The 12,141-nt window shown below is 68.1% G+C and carries 9 protein-coding genes and 1 pseudogene; 4 read left to right on the top strand and 6 right to left on the bottom strand.

Going from position 1 to position 12,141, the window contains the following annotated elements; translation table 11 throughout:
• Positions 1-40 precede the first annotated feature (40 nt).
• Genes AC069X_RS01970 through AC069X_RS01955 form a run of 4 tightly spaced genes read right to left on the bottom strand, consistent with a single transcriptional unit; the run spans position 41 to position 5,224 of the window.
• Positions 41-763, bottom strand: coding sequence for a sulfite exporter TauE/SafE family protein (locus AC069X_RS01970; protein WP_478724057.1), 723 nt, complete (start codon positions 761-763; stop codon positions 41-43).
• A 32-nt stretch (positions 764-795) separates the two neighbouring features.
• Positions 796-1,554: a fumarylacetoacetate hydrolase family protein gene (locus tag AC069X_RS01965; RefSeq protein WP_478724055.1), complete on the bottom strand. Its 759-nt coding sequence runs from the start codon at positions 1,552-1,554 to the stop codon at positions 796-798.
• Positions 1,542-4,436, bottom strand: a complete 2,895-nt coding sequence (locus tag AC069X_RS01960; protein WP_478724053.1) for an FAD-binding and (Fe-S)-binding domain-containing protein — start codon at positions 4,434-4,436, stop codon at positions 1,542-1,544. The genes AC069X_RS01965 and AC069X_RS01960 overlap by 13 nt, the downstream gene beginning before the upstream one ends.
• 53 nt (positions 4,437-4,489) lie before the next feature.
• Positions 4,490-5,224: a 2OG-Fe dioxygenase family protein gene (locus tag AC069X_RS01955; protein WP_478724051.1), complete on the bottom strand. Its 735-nt coding sequence runs from the start codon at positions 5,222-5,224 to the stop codon at positions 4,490-4,492.
• Positions 5,225-5,742: 518 nt separating this feature from the next.
• Between AC069X_RS01955 and AC069X_RS01950 the strand changes: the two genes are divergently transcribed.
• The 4 genes and pseudogenes from AC069X_RS01950 (at position 5,743) to AC069X_RS01935 (ending at position 7,693) form a co-directional block, all read left to right on the top strand.
• Positions 5,743-6,534 (top strand): helix-turn-helix transcriptional regulator, encoded by a 792-nt coding sequence (locus AC069X_RS01950; RefSeq protein WP_478724049.1) that lies wholly within the window; start codon positions 5,743-5,745, stop codon positions 6,532-6,534.
• A gap of 211 nt (positions 6,535-6,745) precedes the next feature.
• Positions 6,746-6,853: pseudogene (locus AC069X_RS01945) on the top strand (Uma2 family endonuclease); the annotation flags it as partial.
• A gap of 160 nt (positions 6,854-7,013) precedes the next feature.
• Entirely contained in the window at positions 7,014-7,289 is a 276-nt protein-coding gene (locus AC069X_RS01940; protein WP_014048106.1) for a hypothetical protein, read from the top strand.
• Positions 7,286-7,693 carry a PIN domain-containing protein gene (locus tag AC069X_RS01935; protein ID WP_478724046.1) on the top strand — a complete coding sequence of 136 codons (408 nt, stop codon included), beginning with the start codon at positions 7,286-7,288 and terminating at the stop codon, positions 7,691-7,693. Before AC069X_RS01940 ends, AC069X_RS01935 begins: the two co-directional genes overlap by 4 nt.
• Positions 7,694-7,706: 13 nt before the next feature.
• On the opposite strand, the gene AC069X_RS01930 is transcribed toward AC069X_RS01935, so the two are convergent.
• Positions 7,707-10,856 carry a type I restriction endonuclease subunit R gene (locus AC069X_RS01930; RefSeq protein ID WP_478724044.1) on the bottom strand — a complete coding sequence of 1,050 codons (3,150 nt, stop codon included), beginning with the start codon at positions 10,854-10,856 and terminating at the stop codon, positions 7,707-7,709.
• Positions 10,856-12,070 (bottom strand): restriction endonuclease subunit S, encoded by a 1,215-nt coding sequence (locus AC069X_RS01925; protein WP_478724043.1) that lies wholly within the window; start codon positions 12,068-12,070, stop codon positions 10,856-10,858. Before AC069X_RS01925 ends, AC069X_RS01930 begins: the two co-directional genes overlap by 1 nt.
• Positions 12,071-12,141: the final 71 nt, after the last annotated feature.

Genomic DNA, 12,141 nt, shown 5'->3' with positions numbered 1-12,141 from the left:
CGGCCACGGCGCCGCGACGCCGCGGTGCCCCCGGCGGCCGTCAGACGGCGGCCACGCGCAGGACCACCGACAGGGAGCTGACGACCAGCAGGCCGAGCACGACGCGGCGGAACCGCTCGGCGTTCAGGCGGTGGAAGACCTTCTCGCCGGCGAATATCCCGATGAGCAGCGCGGGCACGCCGACGAGGAGCATCTGTCCGACGGTCGCGGTGAGCTGGCCGCTGATGCCGAACCCGGCCAGCGCGGCCAGGCTGGTGCCGGAGAACACGACGCCCAGCGTGGCCCGCTGGACCCTGGGTTCCAGCTTCATGCTCTGGAACGCGGCGACCATGGGCGGCCCGTCGACGCCGGTGGCGGCGAAGGAGGCCCCGGAGAACATCCCCACCGCCATCACCATGGCGAGGCCGCCGCGCAGCGCGATCTTCCGCCACACGATGAACGTGCCCAGCAGGACCACCGCCGTGATGGTGAACAGCAGCACCCGCTCGGAGAGCGTCGCCAGCAGCCACACCCCGAAGGGCACGCCGACCAGCCCGGACAGCAGGGTGGCCGTCATCACCCGGCGGTCGACGTACCGCCAGTCGCGCACGGCGATCCACAGGCTCAGCGGAGCGGCCATGATCCCGGCCACCACCACCGCGCTCGCCGGGTCGATGAGCAGCGCCAGGGGCGGGACGGCCACCAGGGAGAAGCCGAATCCCGCCGTGGTGCGTATGACGGAGGCGGCGGCCAGCACCAGGAAGGCGCCGAGGAGGATCATCATGGGGAACGGGTCTCCAGGTAGTGCGGCGCGGTTCAGACGACGGGGTTGGTGAGCTCGCCGATCCCCTCGACGGAGACGGTGACCCGGTCGCCGGGCCGCAGCGGTCCGACGCCCGCCGGGGTGCCGGTGAGGATCACGTCACCGGGGTGCAGCGTCATGGCGGAACTGATGTGGCTGATCAGCCGGTCGACGGGGTGCACCATACGGGAGCTGTTGCCGTCCTGGCGGATTTCTCCGTTGACGGTGGCCCGTACCGCGAGCGCTCCTGGGTCGAGGTCGGTCTCCACCCAGGGGCCGAGGGGGCAGAACGTGTCCGATCCCTTGGCGCGCCACCACTGCCGGTCGGGTCCCTGGAGGTCGCGGGCGGTGACGTCGTTGGCACAGGTGTAGCCGAGGACGTGGCCGGCGACCTCTTCCGGCTTCAGGTCGCGGCAGGTCTTGCCGATGACGGCGGCGAGCTCGGCCTCGTGGTGGAGCTCGTCGGTGTAGGCGGGCTTGACGATGGCCTCGCCGGGGCCGATGACGGCGCTGCCCGGCATGAGGAAGACGAGCGGCTCCTCGGGGACCTCGTTGCCGAGTTCGGCGGCGTGCTCGGCGTAGTTCCGGCCGATGGCGAGGATCTTCCCGGGGGTGACGGGGGCGAGCAGCCGGACCTCCCGCAGGGGGAAGCGGGGCGCGTCGGCGGGGATGTCCAGGGGGCCGAAGGGGCCGTTGACGAGCGGGACCACCTTGTCGTCGGCGAGGATCCCGTGGCGGATCGTGCCCGCCTTCTCGAACCTTACGATGCGCATGTGCCGCTTCCGTTCTCGTTCTCGTTCGCGTGCTGGGCGGGGGTGTTTCCCGGCAGGGCGCGCAGCAGCAGCTCCGCCAGGTGTTCGGGACGGCGGGAGCCCTCCTGGGAGATCTGCGTCCGGCAGGAGAAGCCGTCGGCGACGACGGCGGTGTCGGGTCCCGCGGCCCGCAGCTTCGGGTAGAGCTCCCGTTCGGCGGCGCCCTGGGAGACGTCCCAGTGGCCGGGCTCGTAGCCGAAGTTGCCGGCCATGCCGCAGCAGCCGGCGGAGACCACGTCGGTGGTGACGCCGAGCCGGTTCAGCACCTCGGTCTCGGGGCCGTGGCCGTGGCCGGCCTCCTGGTGGCAGTGCGGCTGCATCAGGGCGTCCTGGTCGAGCTTCCCGAACGGCCAGGGGCCCTTGTGGTCGGCGACCACCTCGGCGAGGGTGCGGACCTGCTGCGACAGCCTGCGGACCACCGGCGAGTCCGGCAGCAGTTCGGCGGCCTCCTCGCGCAGGGTCTGGGTGCAGGAGGGCTCCAGGCCGATGATGGTCCGGCCGGCTTCCAGGTGCGCGCGCAGGGCCCCCACGGAGCGGCCGAGGACGGCCTTGGCGGCGCCCAGCTGGCCGGTGGAGTGCCAGGTCAGGCCGCAGCAGACCGGGCCGTCGGGCAGGACCACCTCGTACCCGAGGGCTTCGAGGACCCGGGTGGCGGCCTGGGCTCCCCGGGGGTCGAGGAGGTTGCTGAAGGTGTCCGGCCACAGGACGACGGTGCCGGAGCCGCCCGCGGGGACGCGTTCCCCGGCGACGGGGGCGGGGGCGGGGGCGGGCTTGCGGTAGTGGAACCACTGCCTGAAGGTCTGCGAGGGCAGTTCCACCAGCGGCCTGCGCGTCTCCAGTCCGGCCAGGGCGCTCAGCTTGCCGGCGATCGGCGCGCGCCGCGTCAGCCGGTTGAGGGTGCGGGGGGCCACCGACGCCAGCCGGGCCAGCACGGGCAGCCAGCCGAGGGTGTAGTGGGCGCGCGGTCTCAGCCGTCCCGCGTAGTGCTTGTGCAGGAACTCCGACTTGTAGGCGGCCATGTCGACGTTGACCGAGCAGTCGCTCTTGCAGGCCTTGCAGGAGAAGCACAGGTCGAGGGCGTCCCGTACCTCCGTGGAGCGGTAGCCGTCGGTGATGGTCTCGCCGCGCAGCATCTCGCTGAGCACGCGGGCGCGGCCGCGGGTGGAGTGCACCTCGTCGCGGGTGACCTGGTACGAGGGGCACATGTGGCCGGTCTCGTTGCGGCAGGTGCCGACGCCGGTGCAGCGGTGGACGGCGTTGGTGAGCGACCCGCCGTCGGCGCCGAAGCGCTGGACCAGCGGCAGTTCGTTGCGGTTGCGGCCGGGGGCGGGGCGGATGTCGGCGTCGAAGGGGGCGGGGTCGACGATGATGCCGGGGTTGAGCAGGTTGCCCGGGTCCCAGATGTCCTTGAACGCGGCGAAGGCGCCGATGAGTTCGGGCGAGTACGTACGGGCCAGGAGCTCGGAGCGGGCGCGGCCGTCGCCGTGCTCGCCGGAGGCGCAGCCGCCGTGCCGGACGACGAGGTCGCCGGCGGCGGTGATGAACTCCCGGTAGCCGGCGATGCCCTGCTCGGTGCCCAGTTCCCAGTCGATGCGGACGTGGAGGCAGCCCTCGCCGAAGTGGCCGGTGATGGTGCCGGTCCGGCGGTGCTCGGCCATGAGGGCGTGCAGGTCCCGCAGGTAGCCGGAGAGCCGCTCGGGCGGTACGGCGGAGTCCTCCCATCCGGGCCAGGCCTGGCGGCCGTCGGCCATGCGGGTGGCGATGCCGGCGCCGTTGCGGCGGATGGACCAGATGGCGGCCGTCTGTTCGGCGTCGGCCGTGATGAAGCTGGTGGCTTCGGTCTCGCGGGCCAGGCGCCGGGCGTTGGCGATGGCGTCGGCCTCGCTGGTGCCCTCGATCTCGCAGTACAGCCAGGCCTCGCCGCGGGGCAGCAGGCCGATGCCCGGGGCGCGGCCGCCGCGCGAGCGCAGCGCCTCGACCAGGGGGGCGTCCAGGCCCTCGACGGTCAGTGCGCCGGCCTTGGCCAGCAGGGCTCCGCAGTCGGCGGCGGCGTAGACGTCGGGGAAGCCGAGGACGAGCAGGACGCGGGCGGCGGGGAGCGGGGTGAGCCTGATCTTCGCGCCGAGCAGGACGCCGCAGGTGCCCTCGGTGCCCACCAGGGAGCGGGCGACGTGGAAGCCCTTCTCGGGCAGCAGGGCGCCCAGCCCGTACCCGGAGACCTGCCGGCCGAAGCGGCCGAGCTCGGTGCGCAGGGGTGCGAGGTGGTGGTCGCGCAGCTGCTTCAGGCGGCGGTCGATGTCCGCGTCGCCGCTGGTGCCGCGGCCGGCGCGGATCCGGCGGCCGTCGGCGAGCAGCAGGTCGACCTGTTCGGTGATGTCGGCGGTGGTGCCCCAGGCGACGGAGTGGGCGCCGCAGGCGTGGTTGCCGATCATTCCGCCGATGGTGCAGCGGGAGTACGTCGAGGGGTCGGGGCCGACGGTGAGGCCGTGTGCGGCGGCCCGGTCCCGCAGGGTGCCGAGGACGACGCCGGGCTGGACGGTGGCGGTGCCGGCCTCGGGGTCGAGTTCCTCGACGCGGTTCATGTGGCGGGAGAAGTCGAGGATGAGGCCGGTGCCTATGGAGTTGCCGGCGATGGAGGTGCCGCCGCCCCGGCAGGTGATGCCGACGCCGTGTTCGGTGGCGATCCCCACGGCGACGGCAGCCTCTTCCGCGTCCCGGGGCTCCAGTACCGCGGTCGGCATGACCCGGTAGATCGAGGCGTCGGACGTGTAGGCGGTACGGGTCCGCACGTCCGTGCGGGCTGCGGGCAGTCGGGACTGCAGGTGCCTGGTGAAGTCGTTCATGGCGTCTTTCCCGGGTGGGCGGGGCGGGGCGGCGGCGGTCGGGGCGCGGTCGGTCAGCCGCGCGCGGGGGCGTGGAGCGGGAAGTAGTCGATCAGCAGCATGTCGCGGACACCTTGACGGACCCCGGGCGCGGGCTCGATCGCGGAGACTCCGTGGAAGACCCGGCGGTCGTCGATCACGATCGACTCGAACGGGCGGAGCAGGGTGGTGCTGTACGTCGGCCGGCGGTCGCGGTCGTAGAGCTGCGACTCGCCCCCCTCGACATCGACACGGCGCATCAGGACCTGCGCCACGTAGTGGTGGCCGTCCTCGTGCACGCCTTCGGGGGCGGGGAGGCCCTGCGCGTCGCGGGTCGCGGTGATGCGGATCTGGTGCACGCCGATGCCGCTGGTGGCCGGGTCGAACTCGCCGGGCACGCGCTCGGCGAAGAAGCGGATGAGGGTGTGGAGCACGCCGCCCGCGGCCACCTCGGCGGCCAGCGGCGGGAAGTGCCGGTCGACGCCGCCGTGGAGGGAGTTCACCTCGGCTGACTGGTGGAAGGCGCGCGGGGGGTCCTGCACGAGGTCCGGGCCGGAGAAGTGGAACAGGCCGTGACGGCGGCGGCGGTAGTCCGCGCCGTCCTTCATGTAGGCGTCGACCGGAAGGTCCTCCCAGGACTCCAGGAACAGCTTGATCTCGCTCGGTGAATGAATGTCCAGCGCCTGCTTCAGATCCTGATCCGAGAAATACCGGTACGGACTCCCGTCACCGGCGGCCGCGCTCTGTGACCGTATCGCCTCGGTCGTCACCACACACTCCCTTAATTGGATTCTTCGGTGTTGCCCCAGCGAATGGGACGTCACCGATCCTGGCCGGGAGGAACGGGCCGGACAAGGAAGAGACAGGTGCGGGAACCTGCGCCGCAGGAACACGCGGAACAACCGGAATCACACCCTCCGGCCGAATTCACAGAACCGCCATGAAGACGTGACCAAGATCTCCAGTCGTGCTCATGTTGGCCGAGATGTCATCAACTAGCCTGATTGGGAGCCCAAGTTGCCAGCATAGGGGGACGCGCGTGACGCCTACGTTTGGGACACCTCTCGCATCACTTCAATCCCAGGACATTCAGCTCTACAGAGAACTACTCGCGCGGGATTCGTCGCCACCCCAGCCGGCCCAGCCGGAATCCACCGAAGCCGGGGAGCCCTTCGAGGCACGGGAGGATTCCCTGGAAAGGCTGCTCTCGTCAGGCCTCGCCGTCCCGGACGAGGAGAGCACGACCGGCTTCACGCCCGTTAATCCCGAAACGATCGGGAGTTACGTCGTGGCCGAGATCCTGGAAAGCTCCGCCCGGTCGGCGATCAATTTGCTCCGGGTCCGGGAGGAATTAGGCCCGGTGGTCGCCGAATACCGGAACAAACATCTTCGGAACACCTACGGCTACGTGACGCACACCGACTTCCCGAACATCAACGCCGCCATCCGCCTGGCGGCCCGGGAATGCAGTTTCGAGGTGCTCACCTCCCAGCCGGGCGGCGCCAGGTCCGAAGCCGTCCTCTGCGACGCGCTGCCGTCCACGCTGGAGATGCTGGACCGCGGGGTGCGGATGAAGACCATCTACCAGCACAACGCGCGGTCCAGCGCGGCCACGCGCACTTTCGTCCACACCGTCCAGCAGCGCGGCGCCGAAGTGGCCACGCTCAACGAGAACTTCGACCGGCTGATCATCTTCGACCGGACGGTGGCGTTCATCCCCGCCGACGGCGACCGCCGGGTGGCGGCGGAGATCCGCGCCCCGGCCGTGGTCTCGTTCCTCGTGGCCCTCTTCGAACGCTCGTGGATCAGGGCGGTCCCCTTCACCCCGCCCGGCCGCAACCGGGCCACGGCCCGCATCACCGACGACCTGGAACTGGCCATCATGCGGCACATCGTCGCCGGCGACACCGACGCCGTGACGGCCTCACGGCTCGGCATCAGCGTGCGCCGCTGCCAGGAGTACGTGGCGCGGATGTCCGCCAGACTGGGCAGCCGCAGCCGCGCCCAACTCGGCTACCTGATCGCCAAGTCGGCCCTCCTCGACGACACCCCGGACGAACCGGAGACCTCCTGCCCCTAATCCCACCCGATGTCGCCGACGGCTCCGGGCAGGGCGGCCGGGACCGCGGCGGCAAGGGGTACCAGGGGCGAGCGGCGCATGGTGCCTCTCCTCAGGGACGTCGACGGGGCGGACCACCACACCGGACAACCGGCGCTCCTTCCATGCTCCCGCTCCGGCGGTCCCCGTTTCAACGACCCCAGGGGGTGGTGAACCCGCACTGCGGAAAGCCGCACCCGTCATCCACGTCTACGAGCTCGACGAACCCACCGCCTCCTACGCGCCCGCCGGCATCTTCCGTGGCACCCTCCAGCGCCCGGTGCCCTTCCCGGTCAGCCTGCCCCCCGAAGCGGCTGAGCGGTCGGCACCAGGTCAGCACGGGATTCACTGCAAAGCACAAGAAGATCCGGAAGCGCCAAGACTACGCATCGACGCCCGCCTCGGATGCAGACCGCGCAGAACTCCGACGCTGTAATAGTTTCTGTACTAGACTTGCGACCATGAAGTCACCTCGCCCCGGCGGCACGGAGAACATCTCCGTCTCGATGCCCTCGGAACTCCTCGGCGCTCTGCGCACGCGTACCGGCAAGCGTGGCGTGTCCGCATATGTGACGGCAGCGGTCCGGCACCAGCTCGCGATGGACGGCCTCGCCGAGATCGTGGCCGCCTACGAAGCCGAGCACGAGCCGCTGAGCGAGGCCGAAGTCCAGGCCGCGCAGAGCGAGCTGTTCGGTGACGCGCCGGCGCCGTACGCGTCGAACGACAGCGCCGCATGAGGGAGCCCGCGGCCAGGTCCCTGGTGCTCGACTCCCAGGCGCTGTCCCTGCTGCTGCGCAACGATCGCCAGATGATCACCCGGATCGAGGCCGCTCGGCGCGTGGGCGTACCCGTCCTCGTGTCAGCCCTGACGGTGGTGGAAGTCGTCTACGGGAAGACGGATACCGCCCGGCTGCGCTGGCTGCTCTCCCGCCTTCAGGTCCAGGACGTCACCCAGGCCGACAGCCTCGCGGCGGTGCAGCTGCTGAGCGACGCCGGCGGCCTGCACGGCCACAAGTACGCCATTGACGCCCTCGTCGCCGCGATGGCGCTCCGCTCCCCGGCACCCGTCCTCGTGCTGACCTCGGATCACGACGACTGGTCGAAACTGTGCGGCGATCGCGTACAGATCAAGGACGTCTGACCTCGGCGTCCACTCAGATGGAATCCACCTGCTGACCGACTGCTGCTTCGTAGAAGGCATCCGCAAGGGCAACGATGATCGCGTTGATGGCCGGCCCGTCGGTGAAGAAGTAGTCAGCCATCGTGTTGTGGGCGTCCTGGTTGTCTGCGACTGCCTCCGTAACGGCGGCTTGGAAGTCCTGTGACTCCAGGAACTGCTTCTTGGAGTTCACCCTGGTTTGCCGGACCAGGTTCGGGTCGGCCAGCAGCCGCTGCACGAGGCCCTGTACGAACTCCCCGATCTGGGAGGCTGCGAACGTTTCGGCGCCGAAGAGGTCGTTCATCTGGTCTATGACGACCTGAAGCGCAACGTACTTCGGATCCTTCTTCGCCCCCGTGCCGGCTGCGCTGATGCCCTTCAGCTGCCCGTCGCCCATGAGCGAGATGTCGACCGGGATCGCCTTGTTGTGCTTGACCCCGACCAGCACCACGTCGGAAAGGTCCACGTCGGCTGCCCATGCAGACTCGGCGATGACCTTCTCCAACAGGCGCAGGAAGATCGAGAGCATCTCCATGTAGGGGTCGCCGTAGTCGACGATCTGGGACATGAAGTCGTAGAGCCGTACGTAGGTGGAGACGTCCTTGCGGAACAGGTCGAGCTCCTGGAGCCTGACCTTGTCTTCCTCCTCGATCGCTCGCGCGTAGCGGCGCCGGAAGTCGTGCTGCGCCGGGCTGATCGCCGCCGAGAGAGCGTTGTTGCCCTTCCGTGTCACCCACAGTTCGGCGACCTTGCGGACGTCGTCCTCGGTGTAGATCCCGGCCTGGGCGAGCTTGTTGGCAAGGTGGACGACAACATACGGGTCAGTCTCGGTCTCCAGAGTCGCGTTCTTGAAGTACGGCTCGAAGGCCGCCTTGATGTCCTCGGGCTTGTTGGCGAAGTCGATGACGAACGTTTTGCGCTTCTGCTCCCCACCGGCGGTGCGGTGGGTGCGGTTGAGGCGCGAGAGCGTCTGCACCGCGGTGACCCCCGACAGTTTCTTGTCGATGTACATCGCCGACAGCAGGGGCTGGTCGAAGCCTGTCTGGAACTTGTTGGCCACCAGCATGATCTTGTATGTGTCGCCCTTGAACGCGGCCGCCAGGTCAGCCCCGGCGCCGGGATTCATGTTGGCCTCGGTAAATTCGTCGTCCTTCGACGGCTGCGGGCCCCAGTCGCTGTGCCAGGTCTCGTCCTCGGGCATCGTCACCCCGCCCGAGAAGGCGACCAGGGTGCGGTAGTTGTACGAGGCGTCCTCGGCGCGGCGCTTGGCGATGTAGGTGTCTATCGCCAGCTTGTACTTCACCGCGGACTTGCGTGAATCAGTCACCACCATGGCCTTCGCCTTGCCTTCGAGGAGGTAGGCGACGTTGGCGTGGAAGTGCTCGACGATGATCTGCACTTTCTGGCTGACGTTCGTCGGGTGGAGCTGAACCCACCTCATCAGCCCCTTGCGGGCGGCGGCCTCCTCGACCTCTCTTCCATCACTGGTCCCGGCCTTGCCGGCGATCTTCAGCGCAGTGTCGTAGGACTGATAGCCCTTGAGGACGTCGAGGATGTAGCCCTCCTCGATCGCCTGCTTCATCGAGTACAGGTGGAACTCGCGCGGCTTACCGTCGGGGCCCTTGCGGCCGAACAGCTCGAGGGTCTTGTTCTTCGGCGTCGCGGTGAACGCGAAGTACGAGATGTTCTCCGATTCGGCCCGCTCGGTCATCTCCGAGGCCAGCACCGACTCCACATCGACATCCCCGCCCTCCTCGATCTCCTTGAGCTCCTCGGCTGTCAGTACCTGCTTCAGCTTCGAGGAGATCTGCCCCGACTGAGATGAGTGCGCCTCATCAGCGATCACGGCGAATCGCTTGCCCTTCAGGCTGGCCTCGGTCCGGATCTCTTCCAGCGCGTGCGGGAAGGTCTGCACTGTCACCGCGATGATGAGCTCGCCACTCTTCAACGCCTGCGCCAGCAGACCCGACTTCGACTTCGCGCCGGCCTTGCGGACGTCCTCGGGGCTGATCGTCGCGACGATCTTCTTGTTCCCGTCGATCTGCCGGATCGCGTCCTGCAGCTGGGAGTCGAGCACGGTACGGTCCACGACCACGATGACGGAGTCGAAGACCTTCTTGTCTTCGGCATCATGCAGTCGAGCCAGCCCGTGGGCGGTCCAGGCGATGGTGTTCGTCTTTCCTGACCCGGCCGAGTGCTCGATCAAGTACCGGTGCCCGACACCCTCCTCCCTCACTGCAGCGACGATGCTCGTGACGGCTTCCCACTGATGGAAGCGCGGGAAGAGCATGCTCGTACGCCGCACCGAGGTGCCGGTGGTGACGTCCCACTCCTCCTTGGTCTGCACGATCATCAGCCGCCCGATGACGTTCAGCCAAGCGTGCTTCTCCCAGACGCGCTCCCACAGGTACGCCGTCGCCGACCTGTCGCCCGCGCCAGGCGGGTTGCCGGCACCACTGTCGAAACCGACGTTGAACGGAAGGAAGTGGGTCTTGTCCCCCTCCAGCTTCGTGGTCATGGCCGCCAGACCGTTGGAGACCGCGAAGTGCACCAGCGCCCGGTGACCGAACGACAGCAGCGGCTCCGGGCGCCCGTTCGTCAACGGATTGCGGTGCTGCTTGTACTGGTTGATCGCCTCGTCCAGCGACTGGGTGAAGTCGGTCTTCAGCTCCACCGTGGCCACCGGGAGCCCGTTGACGAAGAACACCAGGTCGATGGTGCGCTGATCAGCGGTCGAGAAGTGCACCTGCCGCACCACCCGCACCCGCATCGCCTCGTAATGCGACACGGTGGTCGCGTTGAGCGAGGTATCGGGGCGGAACTGCGCCATTTTCAAGCGGCCGCCACCGATGTACTGAACCCCGTTGCGCAGGATGTTCAGCGTCCCGCCGCCGTGCTCAAGCGGCTTGTCCAACGCTGCGGCCAGCACGTCAAGGAACTTCGCCTGCGCCCCCGCCGCCTTCAGCGCCTTCTCGTACGCCGTCTTCTGCGTCGCCTCCAGCCAGGCGAACAGATCCGCCGGGAACAGCGCCCGCTCGCGGTCGTACTCACCACCATCGCGGTCGTTCACCGAGTACAGCCAGCCGCGCGCCTCGAGGTACGCGCAAATCTCCTTCTCGAAGACCGCCTCGTTGTGGTCGGCCATTACGCCGCCTCTCGTACGTCGATCTGTCCTGTCACGGCCGCCGTGATCAGTGCCGATCGGCGTTCCTTTGAGAGTTCGATGAACCGTGCGGCCTCCTCGATGAGCATGTCGATTTTCGAGGTCTCCTCGTCCAGGCATTCGACGATGCGGCGCTGCTCGTCGAGCGGTGGAAGTGGGATGCGGAAGGCTTTCAGATCTCCCATGCCGATGGTTCGGATGGTTGATCCGTTCTGGAACGAGTCGAAGAAGGGTTGCATCGCATCTTCAAACAAGACCCAGAGGTACTCGGGGTCCAGATCTGGTCCGCACACCCATGCCGCGAAGTGTTGCGACGTCGCCATCGGAACGCCCATGATCGCCGCACGACCCACAGTCGCGTCTCGCGAGAGGACGACAGTCCGTGACGGGAGAAGGCGGGCGGAGCTGTTGGCAATCCCGGCATCACTGATGCGCTGAGCCGTTTCGTGCAGGTACTTGACGCCCCGCATCATCCCAACATCGTGGAGGCTTACCCACGGGATATAACAGTCCTGCCACCAGTCGTCGCGCGAGCGGCTCGGTGTATGTCCGCTTTCAAGTTCAGCGACTGAGGTGAGCGGGACAACGCGCCAGTGTGCTGGCAGTTTCTTTGCCCAGGGAAGAGGGCTCTCGACTTCTTCGGTCTGAGCCGTGCCATGCAAGGCGACGCTGACACGGAGCGCAAACCGCCGCTCGCGGAGCATCTCGATTAGTCGCTGCTGCTCCTCGATGAGCGTGTCGATGCAGGCCGTCTCGCGGTCAAGGTAGTCGGCGATGGCGCGCTGCTCCTCGGCCGGTGGCAGGATGACCGGCAAACGAGCAATATCCGAGAACTTCAACGACTGGCGGACACCCCCGCCCAGACCGTAGAAGACCTTGGTGAGGTCGTACGACCTCATTAGGTGCTCGGCGTAACGCGCGTCGATTCCGGATGGCCTCGCCGAGACGTATGCGGACGTGATGATCCCGCGCTCAGTAACGCGGGCCGATCGCAAGCTGCGCTGGTCGTTCTGAAGGTCAGTGAAGCGAAAGACCAGATGGTTCGGCTCGACGATCTGGTAAGTCTCGAAGGACTCAGGCAGTAGGCCACCGACGGCGTCGATGTTTTTTCGGATGATGCGTCCGAAACTGAGGGAAAGAAGATTACTTTCGGTCAGACCGACGTTCTTGACCTTCGACTCGTGGAGTACAGACATCAGCGGCACTGTGTCCCATCCCTCTGGGACGAGGCCAACCCAGGGGACACCACTGTCCCGATACTCGGCGT

The organism is Streptomyces sp. NPDC043896 (assembly GCF_056435605.1).
Note: the sequence above shows the minus strand (reverse complement) of the source record. Positions and strands in the feature narration are given on the sequence as shown.

What these genes read in the sequence shown, in the direction of transcription:
- AC069X_RS01970 (WP_478724057.1), bottom strand. Translation starts at nt 763, where the DNA reads ATGATGATCCTCCTCGGCGCCTTCCTGGTGCTGGCCGCCGCCTCCGTC.
- AC069X_RS01965 (WP_478724055.1), bottom strand. Translation starts at nt 1,554, where the DNA reads ATGCGCATCGTAAGGTTCGAGAAGGCGGGCACGATCCGCCACGGGATC.
- AC069X_RS01960 (WP_478724053.1), bottom strand. Translation starts at nt 4,436, where the DNA reads ATGAACGACTTCACCAGGCACCTGCAGTCCCGACTGCCCGCAGCCCGC.
- AC069X_RS01940 (WP_014048106.1), top strand. Translation starts at nt 7,014, where the DNA reads ATGAAGTCACCTCGCCCCGGCGGCACGGAGAACATCTCCGTCTCGATG.
- AC069X_RS01935 (WP_478724046.1), top strand. Translation starts at nt 7,286, where the DNA reads ATGAGGGAGCCCGCGGCCAGGTCCCTGGTGCTCGACTCCCAGGCGCTG.
- AC069X_RS01930 (WP_478724044.1), bottom strand. Translation starts at nt 10,856, where the DNA reads ATGGCCGACCACAACGAGGCGGTCTTCGAGAAGGAGATTTGCGCGTAC.
- AC069X_RS01925 (WP_478724043.1), bottom strand. Translation starts at nt 12,070, where the DNA reads ATGTCTGTACTCCACGAGTCGAAGGTCAAGAACGTCGGTCTGACCGAA.